The organism is Klebsiella sp. BIGb0138, from assembly GCF_004342285.1.
Taxonomy (GTDB): domain Bacteria; phylum Pseudomonadota; class Gammaproteobacteria; order Enterobacterales; family Enterobacteriaceae; genus Klebsiella.
The window spans coordinates 44,294-66,642 of sequence record NZ_SMCV01000004.1 but is presented as its reverse complement, the minus strand read 5'-3'; the positions used below and the strand labels follow the sequence as shown (position 1 = coordinate 66,642).

Below are 22,349 nucleotides of genomic sequence, written 5' to 3'. Positions count from 1 at the left end.
GTGTTGATACGGGCGGGCGAATGAATAAATAACATCTCAATGTATTAAATGGATTTTTTACGCAAAAAGACGGTTTGATTACTCTTTTAATAAATGGAATAGAGGTCTACTGGTGATCTACAAATCTATTGCGGACAGATTACGGCTTCGGCTGAATTCTTCCGATTTCAATATCGGCAGTCCGTTACCGGGTGAGAAAAAGCTGGCGCAAGAATTTGGCGTCGCGCGGATGACGGTCCGGAAGGCTATCGACCTGCTGGTGAGCTGGGGGCTGGTGGTTCGTCGTCACGGCTCCGGAACCTTCGTCGCCCGGAAAGATGTTCACCATGAGACCACTAATCTGACCGGTCTTGCCGAGGTGTTACGTCAGCAGGGGAAAGAGGTGGTAAGCCAGGTGCTGATCTTCGAAGTGATGCCCGCCCCGCCGGCTATCGCCAGCCAGCTGCGCATCCAGATTAATGAACGGATCTATTTCTCGCGCCGGGTACGCTACGTGGACGGTAAATCTCTGATGCTCGAAGACAGCTATATGCCGGTAAAACTGTTTCGCAACCTGTCGCTGGCGCATCTGGAGGGGTCAAAATTCGACTACATCGAAAAGGAGTGCGGCATCACCATTAGCGGCAACTATGAAAGCCTGACGCCGGTGCTGGCAGACAGACAGCTGGCCCAGTCGATGAATGTCCCGGAGCAAACGCCGCTGTTGCGTATTACCTCCCTTTCCTACAGCGACAGCGGCGAGTTCCTCAACTATTCGGTGATGTTCCGCAATGCCAGCGAATATCAGGTGGACTACCATCTGCGGCGCGTCCACCTTGAAACGCCGTTAACCCATTCCCCAGAACAGCACGGCCAGTAGCTGCGGCGTAATGATGCGCAAAAACATCACCAGCGGATAGACCGTCGCATATGAAAGCGCCGCCGCCCCGCTGGTGGCGTGCAGATTGTTGGCGAAGGCCAGCGCCGGAGGGTCGGTCATCGATCCGGCCAGCATGCCGCACAGAGTCAGATAGTTCATCTTCAGCAGCAGCCGCGCCAGAATCCCTACGGCCAGCAGCGGGATCGCGGTGATAAAAATCCCGTAGGCAATCCAGCTCAGCCCGTCACCTTCGGTCAGCGTCGCCACGAAATCGCCGCCGGATTTCAGCCCCACGACCGCCAGAAACAGCACAATCCCCAGCTCGCGTAGCGCGAGGTTGGCGCTCGGCGGCATAAACCAGTACAGCTTGCCGATACTGCCGATGCGCCCGAGGATCAGCGCCATAATCAGCGGCCCGCCGGCCAGCCCCAGCTTCAGCGCGGCCGGGAAGCCGGGAATAAACAGCGGGATCGAGCCAAGCAGCACCCCGAGGCCAATACCGATAAACACCGGCAGCATCTGCACCTGCTGCAGTTTTTGCTGCGCGTTGCCCAGTTCAGCGGCAACGGCATCGATCGCCTCCGGGCGACCGACAAGATTAAGAATGTCGCCAAACTGCAGGCTGGCGTGACTGCTGGCCACCAGCTCAACCCCGGCGCGATTCAGCCGCGAGATCACCACGTCATAGCGCTGTTTAAAATGCAGATCGCGGATACGCTTGCCTAACACCTTCTCGTTGGTGACGACCACCCGCTCCACTTTGAGATCCGTGCCGCGGGTGGAGAGCGAGGTCGCCACTTCCTTGCCGATGACCAGCTGAGCGTTATGTAAATCCTCCGGTCGCCCGACAAGATGCAGGAGATCGCCGGTTTGAATTAAGGTTCCCGGCGCCGGTACCATCAGCAGCTCATCGCGCTTGAGACGAGAACAAATCAACTTATCGCTGTTGAGCATCGGAACGTCCTGAATCGCCATATTATTCAGGTTAGGGTTTTCCACGCGAACGTTGATGGTTTGCAGGACCGCATGCCCGTTCCCGCTGCGCTCATCGAACTGCTGGGCTTCGTTTTCGACGTTAATGCGAAAAAACAGACGCACCAGCCACATGGTCAGCAGAATACCGCAAATGCCGAACGGATAGGCCATGGCATAGCTCATCCCCATCTGGTCGATAACCTCAAACGGCACGCCAAGGTCGCGCAGAATCTGCTGTCCGGCCCCGAGCGCCGGCGTATTGGTGACCGCACCGGAGAAAATACCGAGCACCACCGGCAGCGGGATTTGAAACAGCTTATGCAACAGCGCGGTGACCAGACCGCCGAGGATCACGATAAGGATGGCGAAGAGATTGAGCCGTAGCCCGGAGACGCGCAGAGAAGCAAAGAAACCCGGCCCTACCTGAATACCGATGGTATACACGAAGAGGATCAGGCCAAACTCCTGGATAAAGTGCAGCATCGGGCTGCTGAGGGCAATCCCCGCCTGGTCGACAAAGTGGCCAACGATAATGCCGCCAAACAGCACGCCGCCGATGCCAAACCCGACGCCGCGAATTTTGACATTGCCGATCCACAATCCGACTACCGCCACCAGCGCCAGTACGCTGACGGTCAATGCGATATCACTCATCGTCTGTTCCCTGTGAATAACATCATCAATAGCAGGGATTATGACCTAAGCCTCCAGGCCAGTATGCAGCCTGGCGCACAATAATCAGCGGGTCATCGGAATGACATATCGACCATGAGACCAGGTTTTCAGGTAAAAAAAAGCCCCGAAAATCGGGGCCTTGTATGCGAAGTCGGCTTAGCTATCGAGGGCCGGGCGCTCGCTGATGGCGATACGCTGCGGGATAACCGCCTCTGGCTCGTTGCGGGTTAAATCAATATGCAACAAACCGTTGTTGAAGGTCGCACCAGAGACTTCCATATTTTCTGCCAGGGTAAAGCTCAGGCTAAAGGCCTGGTTGACTAACCCCTGATGCAGCCATTGTGTTTCTTTGTCCGCCTGCTGCGGCGTCCCTTTCACGCTCAGGCGCGTCCCTTCCAACTGAATATCCAGATCTTCCTGACGGAAACCGGCCAACGCAAGGGTGATGCGATAGTGGTTATCGTCGCTTTTCTCAATGTTATACGGCGGGAAGCCCTGGTTTTCGCTGGTGGTTTGCAGTGCGCTGGCCAGTTTGTCAAAACCGATCCATTGACGCAGCAGCGGGGATAAATCGTAGTTACGCATAGTCTGTTTCTCCTTCTAAGAAGCGAGTAAGTGCCGCGGGTTTAAAACCCGCATTTGCTCCCTGACGGCGAGCAAGTTTTCCGGGATCGGGCCGCGCTGGCGACCCAACAGGATTAGTTGATGGCGATACGGCGTGGCTTATCGGCTTCCGGAATCACGCGTTCCAGATCGATATACAGCAGACCGTTCACCAGGTTGGCGCCGCGGACATGAATATTTTCCGCGAGCTGGAATTTGCGCTCAAAGTTGCGCTCGGCGATCCCCTGATAAAGATAGGTCCGTTCTTTCTGCTCGGCCGTATGGGAGCCTTTCACGATCAGCAGATTATCCTGCGCGGTGATCTCCAGTTCGCTCTCAGCAAAGCCGGCAACGGCGATAGCGATGCGATAATGGTTTTCATCTACCAGCTCGACGTTGTACGGAGGGTAGCCGCCATTACTCTGGCTCTGATTGTTCTCTAACAGATTAAAAAGGCGGTCAAAACCAATGGCAGAACGATACAGCGGAGAGAGATCGAAATTACGCATAATAAATAGCTCCTGAAATCAGCGAGAATTTATGACCTTCCATCATGGACAGGTCGTTATCACCCGGAATACCCCGCAGGCGTATCCTCATCGGGCCACATTATTAAAATGTGGTTCCTCCCACTGTTTTCAAGCGCGGAAGGCCAATTTTTTTTGCAGTTTCCCGCTGATTGCTTAGACTGGGGAGAGCACAAAAAGCAAAATGCGATGCCTGCCACAGTGCGGCGCAATAACGCTAGGCATTCACGGGATGGCTCGATATAACCGATATAAAGGTTATCTCAATGCCGAAACAACGATGGAAGAATGATGAAAAGCGGTCTGTTAAAGCTGGTCCTGTTCAGCGGGATGGTAAGTTTGAGCGGTTGCTCCAGCGTGATGTCGCATACCGGCGGAAAAGAAGGAACCTATCCGGGAACCCGAGCCAGCGCGCAAATGCTGGGGAGTAATGATGCCAACTGGGGGACGAAATCCCTGGTCGCCCTTGATATGCCCTTCACGGCGGTGATGGACACCCTGCTGCTGCCGTGGGATATGTTCCGTACTGACAGCTCGATAAAATCGCGTGTGGAAAAGAGCGAGCAAAAGGCGCTGGCGACCAACTCGGTCATTCCGCCAGCAACCCTGACCGCACCTTGATTTAAAACGTGACTTCGGTTATCCACAGTTGACGATAGCCGCCCACTTCCTGCATCCAGGCCAGCTGTTTCCCGTCCGGAGAAAATACCACTGCGTCCGCGGAAGGCGGATTTTCATGATCGGCCGTCAAAAAGGTGATTTCACCGCTGCGGGCATGGCAAATAGCCAGACGATTATCCAGTACAAATCCCAGCCATTCCCCCGACGGGTGCCAGTTAAAGGCCGATTGAATATCATTCACGTTGTGAGTTAATTGCCGCATATCGCGACCCTGCGGCGATATAAGCCACAGCTGAACCACTCCGGCCTCATCGCGCATCAAAAATGCGATCTGCGTTGCCTGCGGGTTTGCCCGCACCCAGTGGCGCGGCGTATTGACCAGCCCGGGATAGCGGCGATGATGAGTGAAGGTTAAACGTCGCTGCACCACCCCGGCCGGCGGCGCCGGCAGAGTAGCATCGGTGCCCGCCAGAGGCGCATCGCCCTGCTGCTTCCAGCCCCGTTCGCTGTCGGGCAGGGTTACCATAAACAGCTCCGGGATTTTTTCGCCCCCTATCGACAGCGTATCGCCGATAAATGCCAGCGCATGGTTACCCACCCAGCCTTCTTCATACGCCCGGTTTATCTCATCGCTGCCCGGGAGCGGCGTCGGCGTCGTCCGGCTCACCAGCACGCACCAGTGGCTGCCGCTATATTCACGCGGATGCTGCCCCCCCGGCGTCACCGGGCCATAGGGCGTCGCCACCCCGACGTTACGTAGATCCAGCGCGGGCGAGCGCTCGTGCAGGACATGATCGTTATAGGTAAAACTCACATACTGCCCGTCCGGGCTGTAAACATGGACATGGCTGCCGCCGCGCAGGGCGCCTGGCGTATACGGCGCGGTGATATCCATGGCGTCGAGGTTGTGCGTTTCGCCCTGATACGTCACCACGCCACGACGGTGGTGAAAATCGTACTGCCAGTCGTCATCAGGATGCTCAGGCCCATGAATAAAAACATATTTATCTTGCGCAGGATGAACGGTCACCACGCCAACATGGGCACCGTGCCCGGCATGATAGAGGGTTTCTACGTCACCGGTTTGCACATTCACCCGCTCAATCGTCTTGCCGGTAAAGGAGGCGCCCGACGGGCGAACGTCAAAGACCAGCCACTGGCTGTCCGCGGTCCAGGTACGAGTATTGGTAAGCTGATGATGACGGGAAGCAAAGGTGACTTGTTTCATAGAGATACCCTGATGCACAACGTTCACATCAGGGTATAGCATCGGGCTGGATTAACCTACACGTTTAACATCGCCCACCAGCAAGATATACGACAGGGCGCCAATCAGCGCGACGGCGGCGATATAAACCAGTGCCGGACCAAAACCATAGTCCTGCGCCAGATAACCAATCACCAGCGGAACGGTGATCCCGCCCAGCCCGCCGACGAAATTAAACACGCCCCCCGTCAGGCCAATCAGCCGCATTGGCGCCAGCGAGGAGACCAGCGACCAGGTAATGGAGGCAAAGCCGTTGCCGAAGAACGCCACCGCCATCAGTACCATGATCCAGACCGGGTCGTTAGTATAGTTAGCGCCCATAATGCAGGTAGAGATCAACAGACCGCAGATAATCGGCGTTTTACGCGCCACCCCTAGCGAGAAGCCTTTTTTCACCAGTCGATCCGCCAGCCAGCCGGAGAGCAGTACGCCGAAGAAAGCGGCCAGGAAGGGCACGGTGGTCATAAAGCCGGCCTTCAGCGCCGTGATCCCTTTCTCCTGCGTCAGGTAGTTCGGGAACCAGGTGAGGAAGAACCACAGCGTGGAGGTCACGGCAAACTGTCCCAGGTAGACGCCGATCAGTTTACGATGGAACACCAGTTTCCAGTCGGCTTTGCTCAGCGCCTGTCGCGCCGCTTTTTTAACCGGCGCATCGCCATCCACCAGCCCGCCGCCGTCGCGAATATAGTCCAGTTCCGCCTGGCTGATGCTTTTCGTCTGACGCGGCGGCTGATAGACCTTAAACCAGATTAAGGACCAGATAATGCCGATCCCGCCGGTCACGATAAACACCCAGTGCCAGCTGAGCATCTCCTGAATCCAGATCAGCAGCGGGGTCAGGAACGCCAGCCCCACAAACTGCCCGGAAGTGTAAAACCCGACGGCGGAAGCGCGTTCATGCTCCGGGAACCAGCTGGTGACCATCCGATTGTTGGTCGGGAAGGCCGGGGCTTCAAAAATCCCGGTAATCGCCCGCAGGCCAATCAATGACATCAGCCCTGTGGCGAATCCCTGGAACAGCGTCGCTACCGACCAGCCAAAAATAGCGATAAAGTACGTCAGTCGTGAACCGACCCGGTCAAGGAACCAGCCGCCGGGGATCTGGCAGAGCGTATAAAGCCAGGCAAAAGCAGAAAAAACATAGCCCATTTCCGCTTTGGTGATACCAAACTCCTCCTGAATATGCGCCGACGCCACGGCAAGGTTCGCGCGGTCAACATAGCAAATGACGACGGTAATAAAGATCATAAACAGCGTCAGATAACGACGACGCCCGGTTTTTGCAGCTGTAACTGAAATATCCATCGCAATCTGTCTCCAGATTTGGGCATAGCGAGGCCACTCACCATGCCCTGTAAAATACAGAGGGTGTATGAATTTATTTTTTAATTAATAACTTAAAGGTAATGCGCTCAATAATTCGTGGCGGGGAATACGTTGCTAACGCGCCGCCCGCATGAAGTACGACGCGCCATTACCACTCCGCGACCGACCCATCGGCGTGACGCCATACCGGGTTACGCCAGTCCGGCGCCGTTTTACTCAGCTCAATAACCCTGGCTTCGTCAATCTCGACGCCCAACCCCGGCTTCATTAACGGTTTAAAGAAGCCGCCTTCCATATTGAAGTCTGCTTTATTTTTCACAAAGTCGAGCAGCTCCGCGCCCTTGTTGTAGTGAATGCCCATGCTCTGCTCCTGGAATACCGCATTGCGTGAGACAAAATCGACGTGCAGGCAGGCGGCCAGCGCGATCGGTCCCAGCGGGCAGTGCGGCGCCAGCGCTACATCATACGCTTCCGCCATCCCGGCGATTTTATAGCATTCGGTAATCCCGCCCGCGTGCGACAGGTCCGGCTGCAGAATGGCCAGACCGCCCGCTTCCAGCACGCGCTTAAATTCGAAGCGCGAGAACATCCGCTCGCCCGCCGCGATAGGAATATGGGTTTGCGCCGCCAGCTGCGGATAATATTCCGCCTGTTCCGCCAGCACCGGTTCTTCGATAAACAGCGGACGATACGGCTCCAGTTCTTTAATCAGCACTTTGGCCATCGGCGCGCTGACGCGACCGTGAAAATCGAGGCCAAACTCAATTTCATTGCCGAAGGCTTCACGAATTTGCGCCACGGTATTCACCGCCGCATCCACCGCGCGCGAATTATCGATCGCCCCCATCTCTTCGCAGCCGTTTAATTTGAAAGTATCAAAACCAATACCGCGCAGCTTTTTAATCCCGTCGATGACTTCCGCAGGGCGGTCGCCGCCAACCCAGCTGTAGGCTTTGATTTTGTCGCGCACCAGGCCGCCCATCAGCTGCCACACCGGCGCATTCAGCACTTTACCTTTGATATCCCATAGCGCCTGGTCGATACCGGCAATGGCGCTCATCAGAATCGGGCCGCCGCGATAAAAACCGGCGCGATACATCACCTGCCACAGATCGTTGATTCGCGCCGGGTCCTGCCCTATCAGATATTCCCCCAGCTCGTGCACCGCCGCTTCCACGGTCCGCGCGCGCCCTTCAATCACCGGCTCGCCCCAGCCAACGACCCCTTCATCGGTTTCAATCTTCAGGAACATCCACCGCGGTGGTAAACGGTACGTGGTGAGTTTGGTTATTTTCATTGCACTGCCTCTCGATACGCTTTAACAAATGCGGCCGCCTGCTGTGCGGTGCGCTCGACGGACTGCCCGGCGCGATAAAGATCGCTCCCCAGCCCGGCGCCGGCACAACCGGCATCAATCCATTGCGCCAGATTCTCCGGCGTCACGCCGCCCACGGCGAAGACCGGGATCTCAGGCGGTAACACGGCTTTCAGCGCCTTGATATAGTCCGGGCCAAAAGCGGATGAGGGGAAGATCTTCAGCGCCTGCGCCCCGGCATCGAGCGCGGTAAACGCTTCGGTCGCCGTCGCGCACCCCGGGCAAACGGTCATGCCATAGCCCACCGCCCGGCGAATGACCCCGGCGTGAATATTGGGCGTCACGATAAGCCGGCAGCCCATTTTCGCCAGTTCGTCGACCTGCTCCGGCTGCAGCACGGTCCCCGCGCCGATCAGCGCCCGGTCGCCAAAGGCTTCGACGATCGCCGGAATGCTCTGCTGCCAGCGGGGAGAGTTGAGCGGAATTTCAACCGCGTCGAATCCGGCGTCAATCACCGCGCCAACGTGCGCCAGCGCCTCTTCTGGCGTTACGCCGCGTAGAATGGCGATCAGCGGAAGCTTAGTTTGCCACTGCATATAGATGCTCCTTATTTACCCAAAATCATGGCGCGATCGGGACGGGCAGACGCTGCCTACATAGAGGCCGACTGAACGATAAAGCGGATACCTGCCTGAAATGCCGTATCGCCGTCTACCGTTGCCACCTCACGCCCGATGGCGTGAAATGCCTGAAGGTAGCGCGGGGTTAACGATGACCCGGCGACCAGCGTTAGCTGCCCGGCGAACTGCTCGCTCATGGTGGCGACTTCAGCACCGATCAGCAGGCCGGATAAAAACTCGCTCACCTGCTCGCGCGCCAGCGTACCCAGCACATGTGCGGCACGGACCTCAAACAGCTGTGGCAGCACGGCGGGCGAAGCAAGCCCCCGCTCCAGCCCGGCGGCAAAGGCGCCGGGAGCGGTTTCCTGTTGCGGCAACCCCGCGCCCACCAGCGAGTGGCGCAGCAGCAGATGATGCAGCTCCCCGGTCATCACGGTACGGAAATCATGGATCTGCTCGCGGTCCGCCTGCACCCATTTGCAGTGCGTACCGGGCATCACATAGACAGAAGAAGGGGAAAGGGCCCGAGCGCCAAGCAGCTGCGTCTCTTCGCCGCGCATCACGTTGTGGTTGTTATCCCCTGAGACGCACAGGCCGGGAATAATCCAGATATTGTCGCTAACGGGCGTTAACTGCTGGCTAATGGCGGAAAAACGGACGGGAACCGGCAGGTACGGCGCGGTTTTCCAGCCCACGTTACTGCCAACCATTCCCGCCATCACCACCGGAGTGGCGCTATCGCGCCAGTTCTCGGTTATTTCGCTAAATACCGCGACCGGGGATTTCCCCTCCAGGCGGGTTACGCCAGCCTCTGATTGCCTGCTCTCCAGGCATTTTTCGCCCTGATACAGCCAGGCGCGCAGATTGGTCGAACCCCAGTCAATGGCGATGTAGCGAGATGTCATGTGATTTCCTTCAACCTTCGTGTCGAGCTGGCGATCATGGTCAGCGCCGCCTGCTCTGCCGCTTCGCTGTCCTGATGCCGGATAGCATCAAACAGCGCCTTATGTTCCTGGAGCGTTTTCGGCATATTGGCCTCATCGCCCATCCAGGTCCTTTCGAACACCGCTCGCTGTAGCGAGCTGATCGCTACGCTCAGCTGCTGCAGTACCGGGTTGTGCACCGACTGCAGCACCGCTTCGTGATAGCGAATATCGGCTTCGTTAAACGCATCCCGATCCTGGTTATTGGCAATCATGTCGTTGAGCGCCTCTTCGATTTGCGCCAGATCGCTCGAGGTTGCGCGTTCAGCCGCCCAGCGGGCGATGGCCGGTTCCACCAGGTTTCGGACTTCACTCATCGCGCCAATCAGGCGCGGGTCGTAATCATTCGCCAGCACCCACTGCAACACCTCGGTATCAAGGTAATTCCAGTGGTTACGCGGTGCGACGAAGGCGCCGCGATAACGCTTCATTTCAATCAGCCGCTTGGCCATTAACGAGCGAAACACTTCGCGAATAATGTTGCGCGAGGTGGCGAACTCGTCACACAGCTCCGCCTCCGCCGGCAGCGCCGAGCCGGGAACGTATTTACCGCTGACGATCTGGTTGCCCAGCGTGATAACGATGCGATCGGTTTTATTGAGAGTCATGGAGAGTCCTTGTGCTCTGTATGTCCTTCTCTACTTTACCGTGACCGCCGGATTTCGCCTCAACTTTGTAGTACTAACGTGATAGTACTCATCATTACCATGCACTCAATGTAGTACAATTATATTGTGTTGTACTACAATTTAGATCACAAAAACGACAATTGATGATGAGAATATTGTTGGCCGGGAAACGGCAGGTATAAAAAAACCCGCGAGCGTCGCGGGTTGATTCCGGGGGAAGAGAGATTAATTCAGCACATACTTTTCAATGGCATAGGCAACGCCATCTTCAAGGTTAGATTTGGTGATAAAGTTTGCGGCTTCCTTCACCGTTGGGATCGCGTTGTCCATCGCCACGCCAACCCCGGCAAACTCAATCATCGCAATGTCGTTTTCCTGATCGCCAATCGCCATGATCTCTTCCTGCTTGATATTCAGCGCATCGGCCAGAGATTTCACGCCGGTCCCTTTATTGACGCGTTTATCGAGGATTTCGAGGAAGTACGGCGCGCTTTTCAGCACGGTATATTTCTCTTTTACTTCCGCCGGGATACGGGCGATGGCCTGGTCGAGAATCGCTGGCTCATCGATCATCATAACCTTCAGCAGCTGGATGTTCGGATCCATATTTTCGGCTTCGCAGAAGACCAGCGGAATCGTTGCCACGTAGGATTCATGCACCGTGTAGTAGCTTACATCGCGGTTGGCGGTGTACAGCGTGTTGCGGTCAAGGGCATGGAAATGGGAGCCGACCTCGCGGGCAAGCTGTTCCAGATAGCGGTAGTCGTCATAGCTCAGGGCCGTTTGCGCTACGGTACTGCCGTCGCTTGCCTTCTGCACTAACGCGCCGTTATAGGTGATGCAGTAGTCTCCCGGCTGCTCCATATGCAGCTCTTTCAGATAGCTGTGTACGCCGGCATACGGACGCCCGGTGGTGAGTACGACGTTGACGCCGCGAGCGCGCGCCGCGGCAATCGCGGTTTTTACAGCAGGAGAGATGGTATGGTCAGGCAGCAGCAGCGTGCCGTCCATATCAATTGCAATCAGTTTAATAGCCATGAGATCCCCAGGTAAGATGAGTCCTGGGCCATGCTAACGCGATTCCGCTCAAAAAACAGCAACAGAAGAGCGGGAAAACGGGGATAGGATCGAAAAGGGGAATTCCTCTTTTACGCGTGAGTAGCTCCCGGATCGCGACGCCAGGCGCCTTATCCGGGTCACTCCTTCAGCACGCCCGGCAAGCGTCGCGCCGCCGGGAAATCGACAGATTAGATATCGATGTTCGCCGCTTTCAGGGCGTTTTCTTCGATAAATGCGCGGCGCGGTTCAACGGCGTCGCCCATCAGGGTGGTAAACAGCTGGTCAGCGGCAATCGCATCCTTCACGGTCACGCGCAGCATACGACGGCTATCCGGATCCATCGTGGTTTCCCACAGCTGATCCGGGTTCATCTCGCCCAGACCTTTATAGCGCTGGATAGACAGGCCGCGACGGGACTCTTTCACCAGCCAGTCCAGCGCCTGCTCGAAGCTGGCAACCGGCTGACGGCGTTCGCCGCGTTCGATAAACGCGTCGTCTTCGATCAGGCCGCGCAGTTTCTCGCCCAGCGTGCAGATACGGCGATATTCACCGCCGGTGACAAACTCGTGATCCAGCGGATAGTCGGTATCCACACCGTGGGTACGGACGCGGATAACCGGCTCGAACAGCTGCTGCTCGGTGTTTTCGTGAATGTCGAATTTCCACAGGCTGCCGTGCTGCTCTTTCTCGTTCAGGTCGGTGACCAGCGCATTCACCCAGCGCGTCACGGTCTGCTCGTCAGAGAGGTCGGCTTCGTTCAGCGTTGGCTGGTAAATCAGCTCCTTGAGCAGCGATTTCGGGAAGCGACGCTCCATGCGAACGATCATTTTCTGCGTCGCATTAAACTCGGCAACCAGTTTTTCTAACGGTTCACCGGCCAGAGCCGGGGCGCTGGCGTTGGTGTGCAGGGTCGCACCATCCAGAGCGATAGAGATCTGGTACTGGTCCATCGCTTCATCGTCTTTGATGTACTGTTCCTGCTTGCCTTTCTTCACTTTGTACAGCGGCGGCTGGGCGATGTAGACATGACCGCGTTCCACGATTTCCGGCATCTGACGGTAGAAGAAGGTCAACAGCAGGGTACGAATATGCGAGCCGTCGACGTCCGCATCGGTCATGATGATGATGCTGTGATAACGCAGCTTGTCCGGGTTGTACTCGTCGCGCCCGATGCCGCAGCCCAGCGCGGTAATCAACGTGGCCACTTCCTGCGAAGAGAGCATCTTGTCAAAACGGGCTTTCTCGACGTTGAGGATTTTCCCCTTCAGCGGCAGAATGGCCTGGTTCTTACGGTTACGGCCCTGCTTCGCAGAACCGCCCGCCGAGTCCCCTTCCACGAGGTACAGTTCGGACAGCGCCGGGTCACGCTCCTGACAGTCTGCCAGTTTGCCCGGCAGGCCTGCCAGGTCCAGCGCGCCTTTACGGCGGGTCATTTCACGAGCACGACGCGCCGCTTCACGAGCGCGCGCCGCATCGATAATTTTGCCGACCACGATTTTCGCGTCCGACGGGTTTTCCAGCAGGTATTCATTCAGCAGTTCGTTCATCTGCTGTTCTACCGCCGTTTTCACCTCGGAGGAGACCAGTTTATCTTTGGTCTGCGAGGAGAATTTAGGATCCGGCACCTTCACCGAAACCACGGCAATCAGGCCTTCACGCGCATCGTCGCCGGTGGCGCTGACTTTCGCTTTTTTGCTGTAGCCTTCTTTATCCATGTAGGCGTTCAGGGTACGGGTCATCGCCGCGCGGAAGCCCGCCAGGTGAGTACCGCCATCGCGCTGCGGGATGTTGTTGGTAAAGCAGTAGATATTTTCCTGGAAACCGTCGTTCCACTGCAGCGCGACTTCAACGCCGATACCGTCTTTTTCGGTGGAGAAGTAGAAGATATTCGGGTGGATCGGCGTTTTGTTCTTGTTGAGATACTCCACGAACGCCTTGATGCCGCCTTCGTAGTGGAAATGATCTTCTTTGCCGTCACGCTTGTCGCGCAGGCGGATAGACACCCCGGAGTTGAGGAACGACAGCTCGCGCAGACGCTTCGCCAGGATGTCATATTCGAATTCAATCACATTGGTGAAGGTTTCGTAGCTGGGCCAGAAACGAACCATGGTGCCGGTTTTTTCGGTATCGCCGGTAATGGCCAGCGGCGACTGCGGCACGCCGTGGGTATAAATCTGACGGTGAACTTTACCGTCGCGCTGAATCACCAGCTCCAGTTTTTGTGACAGGGCGTTAACTACCGACACCCCTACGCCGTGCAGGCCGCCGGAGACTTTATAGGAGTTATCATCAAATTTACCGCCTGCGTGCAGCACGGTCATGATGACTTCCGCCGCCGAGACGCCCTCTTCCGGGTGAATACCGGTCGGAATACCGCGGCCATCGTCCTGTACGGAGACGGAGTTATCGCTATGGATAGTGACAACGATGTCTTTACAGTAACCTGCGAGCGCTTCGTCGATAGCGTTATCCACAACCTCGAATACCATGTGGTGCAGACCGGTGCCGTCATCCGTGTCGCCGATATACATACCCGGGCGCTTACGCACCGCATCCAGCCCTTTCAGGACTTTGATACTGGAGGAGTCATAAGAATTCGACATCAACGTTTCTCGCTCATTTAAACTTAGGTTAATCCGTTATTTTACCCTTTTCCACGGTGAACATCTTCGAATTTTTGTCCGACATGTCCATTACGTGTTCAGCGCTGATCGCGCTGACGAAAACCTGCGACTGCGTCGCTTTTAAGCGGCTGGCAAGCAGCCCGCGCCGCGCGTCATCAAGTTCCGAGGCAAAATCATCTATCAGATACAGGCAGCGTCTCCCGCTTTCGCGGGTTAAAAACTCCCCCTGCGCCAGTCGTAGCGCGCACATCAGGAGTTTAAGCTGCCCACGTGACAAAGTATCTTCGACCGGCGCACCATCGGCACGAATGCGGAAATCCGCTTTGTGCGGGCCGTGGGCAGTGTAGGTCAGCATGCGGTCACGCTCGAAGTTTCTCTCCAGCACCGCGGAATAGTCCGTTTCTTTCTCCCAGCCGCGCTGGAAGGAGAAGGTCAGAGAGAATTCAGGTAAAAACTGTTTACAGGTATCCGCCATGTCTTCGACGATAGCGGCGCTATATTCGGCACGCCAGCGGCTGATTTGTTCCGCCAGCGGGATAAGTTCCAGATCCCAGGGCCGTATCTGGGCATAGCGGCTGACCTGACGCAGCGCGGCGTTACGCTGCTTCAGCAGGCGCTTCAGATTGCTCCAGGCGGTAAAGAATCCGGCTTCATTGTGAAAGCATCCCCAATCGAGGAAGGCTCTTCTGTATTTGGGGCCGCCGTTGAGTAAAGTAAACCCCTCCGGCGTAATCAGCTGCATCGGCATCAGGTGCGCCAGCTCCGCCACTTTGTGGCCGTCGGTACCGTCAATACGGACCTTGCTGTCGCCCTGCTTATCTTTGGTCAGGCCGATCGCGACCTCGCGCTCCCCGCCCAGCAGACGCCCGTGCAGCACAAATGACTCCTGCTCATGGCGAATCACCCGGCCAATTTGCAAACTACGAAACGCCCGGCCGTGACCGAGCGTATAAATCGCCTCAAGCACGCTGGTCTTGCCGCTGCCGTTCGCGCCAACCAGAAAGTTAAAGCCGGGAGATAAAGCGAGATCCGCATCTTCAATGTTGCGGAAATCTTTGATTAGCAGGCGCGTTAGTGACATATCCGGGGTTCTTCAGACCAGAGCGTAATCGGCGCAGCCAGTTTCAACGCGGACTGCGCACAGACCCTGGAGCGTACACGAAGTACGTGACAGGGGCGAGCACGGCCCAGGTTGAAAATGGCAAGTAAGATAGCCCGATATTCTTTACAAGCGCATAGGCATGACAACGTAAGCTGCGGATTGTGACGCCGCATCCTCAATCTGCACGCTCGACACCGAGTCGGTCAGCAAAATACGCACGTTCTCGCACTTCAGCGCATTGAGCACATCCAGCACGTAGCTGACGTTAAAGCCGATTTCCATCTCGCTGCCGGAGTAGGAGACGTCGAGAATCTCTTCCGCTTCTTCCTGTTCCGGGTTATTAGCGGTGATTTTCAGCTGGTTTTCACTGACGTACAGGCGCACGCCGCGGAACTTCTCATTTGAGAGAATCGCCGCGCGGGCAAAGGCCTGCTTGAGAATATCGCAGCCGGCATCCAGATGTTTATCCGGATTTTTCGGCAATACGCGGCGATAATCCGGGAAACGGCCGTCAACCAGCTTCGAAGTGAAGATAAAGTCGCCGACGTGAGCGCGAATATTATTGCTGCCAATCTGCACGCGCAGCGGCGTATCGCCGCCGTCGAGCATACGCATCAGCTCAATCACCCCTTTACGCGGCACGATCACCGAATGGTTCGGCAGCGATTCGCCCAGCGGCATCGAGCAGACCGCCAGACGGTGCCCGTCGGTGGCGACGGTACGCAGTTCGTCACCTTCGGTCTCAAACAGCATGCCGTTTAAGTAATAACGAACGTCCTGGTGCGCCATCGAAAACTGGGTGGCTTCAATCAGGCGCTTCATCGTCGCCTGCGGCAGGGTAAATTCAACTTCGCTCTGCCAGTCATCCAGATTCGGGAAATCCGCGGCCGGCAGGGTCGACAGCGAGAAACGGCTGCGCCCGGAGCGCACCAGCATCCGATCGCCTTCCAGCTGCACCGCAATCTCCGCGCCTTCAGGCAGGCCGCGGCAGATATCAAAGAATTTACGCGCCGGAACGGTAGTTGCGCCCGCTTCATGCGGTTGAATCAGCGCAACGCGCGCCACCATTTCCATTTCCAGGTCCGTACCGGTCAGCGACAGCGCGCCGTCCGCGACCTGAAGCAGCAGGTTACCGAGAATTGGCAGCGTCGGACGACCACCTAAGGGACCGCTAACCTGTTGCAGCGGTTTTAATAAATGTTCACGTTCTACGGTAAATTTCATAGCGTCACGAGGATAATGTTCTGATTAAATTGGAAAAATCTTCTTTGATATCGTGGCTTTCTTCACGCAGCTGCTCAATCTTACGGCAGGCGTGCAGCACGGTGGTATGGTCGCGGCCGCCAAACGCATCGCCGATTTCCGGCAGGCTGTGGTTGGTCAGCTCTTTCGCCAGCGCCATTGCCATCTGGCGAGGACGCGCCACCGAACGGGAGCGGCGTTTAGACAACAGATCCGCTACCTTAATTTTGTAATACTCTGCCACCGTCTTCTGAATATTGTCGATGGTGACCAGTTTTTCCTGCAAAGCCAGCAGATCGCGCAGCGCTTCGCGCACGAAATCGATGGTGATCGCCCTGCCGGTAAAGTTGGCATTGGCGATAACGCGGTTCAGCGCCCCTTCCAGCTCACGGACGTTGGAGCGTAGACGCTTGGCAATAAAGAACGCCACTTCGCCCGGCAGACGAATGTCGTTTTCGTCGGCTTTTTTCATCAGGATCGCCACGCGGGTTTCCAGCTCGGGCGGCTCGATCGCCACCGTCAGGCCCCAACCGAAGCGCGATTTCAGACGATCCTCAACGCCGTTGATCTCTTTCGGATAGCGATCCGAGGTGAGAATGATCTGCTGATTACCTTCCAGCAGGGCGTTAAAGGTGTGGAAAAACTCTTCCTGAGAGCGCTCTTTATTGGCAAAGAATTGAATATCATCGATCAGCAGAGCGTCGACGGAGCGGTAATAGCGTTTAAACTCCTCGATGGCGTTGTTCTGCAAGGCTTTCACCATGTCCTGAACAAAACGCTCGGAGTGCATATAGACCACTTTGGCATTCGGCTTGCGCGCCACAATGCCGTTACCGACCGCGTGCAGAAGGTGAGTTTTACCCAGACCGGTGCCGCCATAAAGGAACAAGGGGTTATACGCGCCACCCGGGTTGTCCGCGACCTGCCGCGCTGCCGCGCGGGCCAGCTGGTTGGATTTACCCTCAACGAAGTTATCGAAGGTGTGCTTAACGTTGACGTTGGAGCGGTAGGTCGGTTCCGCCGGGGCCGGGACGTTATCCCAGCCGGGACGCACGGGCGTTGGCGCAACGCGCGCCGTCTGAACCTGCGCCGCCGGTACGGCTGCCGCGACATTATTTACCGCGCCTCTTTGCGCCTGCACCGCCGGCCGGGAGCCGACTTCAAAACGCAGCTGTGGGGCATCAGCACCGCAAAAATCATTGAGGAGTCCATTGATATTATTGAGGTATTTATCCCTTACCCAATCGAGCACAAAACGGTTTGGCGCATACAGTGCCAACGTGTTATCGCTCAATTCCGCCTGCAACGGGCGTATCCACATACTGAATTCTGTGGCTGGTAACTCATCCTGCAATCGGGCAAGACACTGCTGCCAAAGCGAAAGTGACACGGCGGACTCCACTCGAACATAAAATCGATATAAAGAAAAAAAGAAACAATCGTGATTGTTGGCACACGTCGACAAGACCCTGCATTGGCCGAAAAGCCCCTGCACAAAAGGGGTGACGTGCGAACCGCTATCTGCGGTATTTATCCGATGCGGATCGGTGGATCGCGATCAGGACCAGGGATCATAGCCTAAACTGAGAAAGATATCTTGTGTTTCTCAACAGATTCTTCCCGATTTATCCACAGGAAGGATCGAAACCGGGTAAGTGTAATCGATCCTGAGAAGAGTGAGGCACGATTTCGCCCACATATTGGAAAATTTAATGAGCTCTGTCGGTTTAGGGCCTAAACGATCTAACAAAGATCCTTTGCGATCCTTGCGCTTTACCTGTCAGACCGTATAATCCTCCACCCGGCGCGTAAAGCCCGTTTTCCGCCACCGGTCGCCGGTCGTTTTTTGTGCGACAAGGTGTGAGAAATAAGGAAAGAGAATTGACTCCGGAGTGTACAATTATTACAATCCGGCCTCTTTAATCACCCTCGCTGCAGCGTGAGTCGTTCGAAGTTCGTTCGGGTATACGCAAAAGTCAGTGAAATTATTCAAGTTTAGGTAGAAACCGCCATGAAACGCACTTTTCAACCGTCTGTACTGAAGCGCAACCGTTCTCACGGCTTCCGTGCACGTATGGCTACTAAAAATGGTCGTCAGGTTCTGGCACGTCGTCGTGCTAAAAGCCGTGCTCGTCTGACCGTTTCCAAGTAATAAAGCTAACCCTGCGTGGTTAAGCTAGCATTTCCCAGGGAGTTACGTTTGTTAACTCCCAGTCATTTCACTTTCGTCTTCCAGCAGCCACAACGGGCTGGCACGCCGCAAATCACCATCCTCGGCCGCCTGAATTCGCTGGGGCATCCCCGCATCGGTCTTACCGTCGCCAAGAAAAACGTTAAACGCGCGCATGAACGCAATCGGATTAAACGTCTGACACGTGAAAGCTTCCGTTTGCGTCAACATGAACTCCCGCCAATGGATTTCGTGGTGGTGGCAAAGAAAGGGGTTGCTGACCTCGATAACCGTGCTCTCTCGGAAGCGTTGGAAAAATTATGGCGCCGCCATTGTCGCCTGGCTCCCGGGTCCTGATAGGCCTTATCAGGGTCTATCAGCGCCTGATTAGTCCGCTACTCGGGCCGCATTGTCGTTTCACGCCAACCTGTTCAAGCTACGGAATTGAGGCATTGCGCAGGTTTGGAATGATAAAAGGCAGTTGGTTGACAGTGAAACGCGTATTAAAATGCCACCCTTTACACCCTGGTGGTGACGATCCCGTCCCGCCTGGACCATTTGATACCAGAGAACACTAACGATGGATTCGCAACGCAATCTTCTTATCATCGCTTTGTTGTTCGTGTCTTTCATGATCTGGCAAGCCTGGGAGCAGGATAACAATCCTCAGGCTCAGCAGCAGACCACGCAGACAACGACCACCGCAGCGGGTAGCGCCGCCGACCAGGGCGTACCGGCCAGTGGCCAGGGGAAACTGATTACGGTAAAAACCGATGTGCTTGAGCTGACCATCAACACCCGCGGTGGTGATGTGGAGCAAGCGCAGCTTCCGGCTTATCCAAAAGCGCTGAAGTCTACCGAACCGTTCCAGTTACTGGAAACCACGCCACAGTTTATCTATCAGGCTCAAAGCGGCTTAACCGGTCGTGATGGCCCGGATAACCCGGCTAATGGAGCCCGCCCGCTGTATAACGTCGATAAAGATGCGTTTGTCCTGGCGGAAGGCCAGAACGAAATCGTCATTCCGCTGACCTATACCGATAAAGCAGGCAACGTCTTCACCAAAACCTTCACCCTGAAACGCGGTGATTATGCGGTGAACGTCGGCTATAACGTGCAGAACGTTGGCGAAAAACCGCTGGAGATTTCTACCTTCGGTCAGCTGAAACAGACTGCCAACCTGCCAACCAGCCGCGATACGCAAACCGGTGGCCTGTCTACGATGCACACTTTCCGTGGCGCCGCGTACTCCACCGCTGAGTCGAAATACGAAAAATACAAATTCGACACGATCGCCGACAACGAGAACCTGAACGTCAGCACCAAAGACGGTTGGGTTGCCATGCTGCAGCAATACTTCACCACCGCATGGGTGCCGCGTAACGCCGGATCGAACAACTTCTACACCGCCAACCTCGGCAACGGTATTGTGGCTATCGGCTACAAATCGCAGCCGGTTCTGGTGCAGCCGGGTCAAACCGATAAGCTGGAAAGCGTCCTGTGGGTCGGCCCGGCAATTCAGGACAAAATGGCCGCCGTTGCGCCGCACCTGGATCTGACCGTCGACTACGGCTGGCTGTGGTTCATCTCTCAGCCGCTGTTTAAACTGCTGAAGTGGATCCATAGCTTCCTCGGTAACTGGGGCTTCTCGATTATCGTTATCACCTTTATCGTTCGTGGCATCATGTACCCGCTAACCAAAGCGCAGTACACCTCCATGGCGAAGATGCGTATGCTGCAGCCGAAGATTCAGGCTATGCGTGAGCGTCTGGGCGACGATAAACAACGCCAAAGCCAGGAAATGATGGCGCTGTATAAAGCTGAGAAGGTCAACCCGCTGGGCGGCTGCTTCCCGCTGATTATTCAGATGCCGATCTTCCTTGCGCTGTACTACATGCTGAGCGCCTCGGTTGAACTGCGTCATGCGCCGTTTATCCTGTGGATTCACGACCTGTCAGCACAGGACCCGTACTACATTCTGCCGATCATCATGGGCGCGACGATGTTCTTCATTCAGAAGATGTCGCCGACGACCGTTACCGACCCGATGCAGCAGAAGATCATGACCTTTATGCCGGTCATCTTTACGGTGTTCTTCCTGTGGTTCCCGTCTGGTCTGGTGGTTTACTATATCGTCAGCAACCTGGTAACCATTATTCAGCAGCAGCTGATTTACCGTGGTCTGGAGAAGCGTGGCCTGCATAGCCGCGAGAAGAAAAAGACCTGATACGCTGTCTAAGCCGCAGTAGAATCAATGCCAGAGAAGGCGGTCAATAGACCGCCTTTTTTATATTTCCCTGGAGAGTCATCATGAGCCATAACGACACTATCGTCGCCCAGGCAACCCCACCGGGACGCGGTGGTGTGGGCATCCTGCGTATCTCCGGCCGGCAAGCGCGCGAGGTCGCACAGGCGGTGCTCGGCAAGCTGCCAAAACCGCGCTACGCCGATTATCTGCCCTTTAAAGATGCCGACGGTACGCCGCTGGATCAGGGTATCGCGCTGTGGTTCCCCGGCCCGAACTCCTTTACCGGTGAAGATGTCCTGGAGCTGCAGGGCCACGGCGGTCCGGTGATTCTGGATCTGCTGCTCAAACGCATTTTGACGCTGCCGGGCGTGCGTATCGCCAGACCCGGTGAGTTCTCTGAACGCGCGTTTCTTAACGATAAGCTCGATCTGGCCCAGGCCGAAGCGATTGCCGACCTGATCGACGCCAGCTCCGAACAGGCCGCACGCTCGGCGCTGAACTCGCTGCAGGGCGCTTTTTCTGCCCGGGTGAACCATCTGGTGGAAGCGCTGACCCATCTACGTATCTATGTCGAAGCCGCTATCGATTTCCCGGATGAGGAAATAGACTTCCTCTCCGACGGTAAAATCGAAGCTCAGCTCAATGGCGTAATTACCGATCTTGATGCCGTTCGCGCCGAAGCCCGTCAGGGCAGCCTGCTGCGTGAAGGGATGAAAGTGGTTATCGCCGGTCGCCCGAACGCCGGGAAATCGAGCCTGCTGAACGCGCTGGCCGGGCGCGAAGCCGCGATCGTGACCGATATTGCCGGAACCACCCGCGACGTGCTGCGTGAGCATATCCATATCGACGGTATGCCGCTGCATATCATCGATACCGCCGGTCTGCGCGATGCTAACGACGAGGTTGAGCGCATTGGCATTGAACGCGCCTGGCAGGAGATCGCGCAGGCCGACCGGGTACTGTTCATGGTGGACGGCACGACCACCCGCGCCGTCGATCCGGCGGAAATCTGGCCGGACTTTATCGAGCGTTTACCGGCGAAACTGCCGATTACCGTAGTACGTAACAAAGCCGACGTCACCGGCGAAACGCTGGGCCTCAGTGAAGTGAATGGCCACTCACTGATTCGTCTGTCGGCGCGTACCGGTGAGGGTGTCGATGTCCTGCGCAACCATCTCAAGCAGAGCATGGGCTTCGAGACCAACATGGAAGGCGGTTTCCTCGCCCGTCGTCGCCACCTGCAGGCGCTGTCAGAGGCCGCCAGTCATCTGCAGCAGGGCAAAGCGCAGCTGCTTGGCGCCTGGGCCGGCGAGCTGCTGGCGGAAGAGCTGCGGCTCGCGCAACAGGCGCTGAGCGAAATCACCGGCGAGTTTACCTCTGATGACCTGCTCGGGCGCATTTTCTCCAGCTTCTGTATCGGTAAATAATCCCTATCGACACGATAGTGGTGAGTATTAACTAACCCGCATTAACACGCTGTTAATGCGGGTTTTTTAGTTTCTGC

20 protein-coding genes, 1 pseudogene and 1 other annotated feature are annotated in these 22,349 nt (G+C 56.2%); of the genes and pseudogenes, 7 read left to right on the top strand and 14 right to left on the bottom strand.

The genetic code is table 11. The features are described from left to right. Nucleotides 1-112: 112 nt before the first annotated feature. Entirely contained in the window at nt 113-859 is a 747-nt protein-coding gene (locus EDF73_RS11070) for a GntR family transcriptional regulator (protein WP_132729142.1), read from the top strand. Here EDF73_RS11070 and EDF73_RS11065 read toward each other — a convergent pair. From EDF73_RS11065 to ibpA, 3 genes are all read right to left on the bottom strand, one after another. Continuing rightward, nucleotides 827-2,488 carry a putative transporter gene (locus EDF73_RS11065; RefSeq protein ID WP_132729141.1) on the bottom strand — a complete coding sequence of 554 codons (1,662 nt, stop codon included), beginning with the start codon at nt 2,486-2,488 and terminating at the stop codon, nt 827-829. The genes EDF73_RS11070 and EDF73_RS11065 overlap by 33 nt on opposite strands. A 177-nt stretch (nt 2,489-2,665) precedes the next feature. Next, nucleotides 2,666-3,094, bottom strand: coding sequence for a small heat shock chaperone IbpB (ibpB, locus tag EDF73_RS11060; RefSeq protein WP_132729139.1), 429 nt, complete (start codon nt 3,092-3,094; stop codon nt 2,666-2,668). Nucleotides 3,095-3,207: 113 nt separating this feature from the next. After that, complete coding sequence (ibpA, locus tag EDF73_RS11055) at nt 3,208-3,621, bottom strand: small heat shock chaperone IbpA (protein ID WP_132729137.1); 414 nt, start codon at nt 3,619-3,621, stop codon at nt 3,208-3,210. Continuing rightward, nucleotides 3,615-3,688: a sequence feature (ROSE (Repression Of Heat Shock gene Expression) occurs in the 5'-region of heat shock genes and acts as an RNA thermometer to modulate expression.), on the bottom strand. Its footprint overlaps the gene before it by 7 nt. A gap of 242 nt (nt 3,689-3,930) precedes the next feature. On the opposite strand from ibpA, the gene EDF73_RS11050 reads away from it, so the two are divergent. Then, nucleotides 3,931-4,260, top strand: coding sequence for a YceK/YidQ family lipoprotein (locus EDF73_RS11050; RefSeq protein WP_165905708.1), 330 nt, complete (start codon nt 3,931-3,933; stop codon nt 4,258-4,260). 1 nt (nt 4,261) lies between these two features. On the opposite strand, the gene EDF73_RS11045 is transcribed toward EDF73_RS11050, so the two are convergent. The 11 genes and pseudogenes from EDF73_RS11045 to dnaA form a co-directional block, all read right to left on the bottom strand. Then, entirely contained in the window at nt 4,262-5,488 is a 1,227-nt protein-coding gene (locus EDF73_RS11045) for a DUF3748 domain-containing protein (protein ID WP_132729134.1), read from the bottom strand. A gap of 51 nt (nt 5,489-5,539) precedes the next feature. Continuing rightward, a pseudogene (locus EDF73_RS11040) lies at nt 5,540-6,876 on the bottom strand (MFS transporter). Nucleotides 6,877-7,001: 125 nt separating this feature from the next. Further along, nucleotides 7,002-8,150 (bottom strand): galactonate dehydratase, encoded by a 1,149-nt coding sequence (gene dgoD, locus EDF73_RS11035; RefSeq protein ID WP_132729130.1) that lies wholly within the window; start codon nt 8,148-8,150, stop codon nt 7,002-7,004. After that, a complete protein-coding gene (locus EDF73_RS11030) occupies nt 8,147-8,764 on the bottom strand; it encodes a 2-dehydro-3-deoxy-6-phosphogalactonate aldolase (protein ID WP_132729129.1) in 618 nt (205 codons plus the stop codon). The genes dgoD and EDF73_RS11030 overlap by 4 nt, the downstream gene beginning before the upstream one ends. A 56-nt stretch (nt 8,765-8,820) precedes the next feature. Continuing rightward, nucleotides 8,821-9,693, bottom strand: coding sequence for a 2-dehydro-3-deoxygalactonokinase (locus EDF73_RS11025; RefSeq protein ID WP_132729127.1), 873 nt, complete (start codon nt 9,691-9,693; stop codon nt 8,821-8,823). Continuing rightward, nucleotides 9,690-10,379 (bottom strand): D-galactonate utilization transcriptional regulator DgoR, encoded by a 690-nt coding sequence (gene dgoR, locus EDF73_RS11020; RefSeq protein WP_132729126.1) that lies wholly within the window; start codon nt 10,377-10,379, stop codon nt 9,690-9,692. Before dgoR ends, EDF73_RS11025 begins: the two co-directional genes overlap by 4 nt. Before the next feature lie 246 nt (nt 10,380-10,625). After that, nucleotides 10,626-11,438, bottom strand: a complete 813-nt coding sequence (yidA, locus tag EDF73_RS11015; RefSeq protein ID WP_132729124.1) for a sugar-phosphatase — start codon at nt 11,436-11,438, stop codon at nt 10,626-10,628. A gap of 209 nt (nt 11,439-11,647) precedes the next feature. Continuing rightward, complete coding sequence (gene gyrB / locus EDF73_RS11010) at nt 11,648-14,062, bottom strand: DNA topoisomerase (ATP-hydrolyzing) subunit B (RefSeq protein WP_132729122.1); 2,415 nt, start codon at nt 14,060-14,062, stop codon at nt 11,648-11,650. Between the two features lie 28 nt (nt 14,063-14,090). After that, nucleotides 14,091-15,164, bottom strand: a complete 1,074-nt coding sequence (gene recF / locus EDF73_RS11005) for a DNA replication/repair protein RecF (RefSeq protein ID WP_132729121.1) — start codon at nt 15,162-15,164, stop codon at nt 14,091-14,093. A gap of 144 nt (nt 15,165-15,308) precedes the next feature. Continuing rightward, nucleotides 15,309-16,409, bottom strand: coding sequence for a DNA polymerase III subunit beta (dnaN, locus tag EDF73_RS11000; protein WP_132729119.1), 1,101 nt, complete (start codon nt 16,407-16,409; stop codon nt 15,309-15,311). A gap of 4 nt (nt 16,410-16,413) precedes the next feature. After that, a complete protein-coding gene (gene dnaA / locus EDF73_RS10995) occupies nt 16,414-17,817 on the bottom strand; it encodes a chromosomal replication initiator protein DnaA (protein ID WP_132729117.1) in 1,404 nt (467 codons plus the stop codon). A gap of 621 nt (nt 17,818-18,438) precedes the next feature. Here dnaA and rpmH point away from each other — a divergent pair. The 5 genes from rpmH to mnmE all read left to right on the top strand — a co-directional run bounded on the left by rpmH (nt 18,439) and on the right by mnmE (nt 22,272). Beyond that, nucleotides 18,439-18,579: a 50S ribosomal protein L34 gene (gene rpmH, locus EDF73_RS10990; RefSeq protein ID WP_004871828.1), complete on the top strand. Its 141-nt coding sequence runs from the start codon at nt 18,439-18,441 to the stop codon at nt 18,577-18,579. Between the two features lie 15 nt (nt 18,580-18,594). Next, nucleotides 18,595-18,954: a ribonuclease P protein component gene (gene rnpA / locus EDF73_RS10985; protein WP_049264554.1), complete on the top strand. Its 360-nt coding sequence runs from the start codon at nt 18,595-18,597 to the stop codon at nt 18,952-18,954. Next, nucleotides 18,918-19,175, top strand: coding sequence for a membrane protein insertion efficiency factor YidD (gene yidD / locus EDF73_RS10980; RefSeq protein ID WP_132729115.1), 258 nt, complete (start codon nt 18,918-18,920; stop codon nt 19,173-19,175). The genes rnpA and yidD overlap by 37 nt, the downstream gene beginning before the upstream one ends. Nucleotides 19,176-19,177: 2 nt before the next feature. Continuing rightward, nucleotides 19,178-20,824: a membrane protein insertase YidC gene (gene yidC / locus EDF73_RS10975; RefSeq protein WP_132729113.1), complete on the top strand. Its 1,647-nt coding sequence runs from the start codon at nt 19,178-19,180 to the stop codon at nt 20,822-20,824. An 83-nt stretch (nt 20,825-20,907) separates the two neighbouring features. After that, nucleotides 20,908-22,272, top strand: coding sequence for a tRNA uridine-5-carboxymethylaminomethyl(34) synthesis GTPase MnmE (gene mnmE / locus EDF73_RS10970; RefSeq protein ID WP_132729111.1), 1,365 nt, complete (start codon nt 20,908-20,910; stop codon nt 22,270-22,272). The last annotated feature ends 77 nt before the right edge of the window (nt 22,273-22,349 follow it).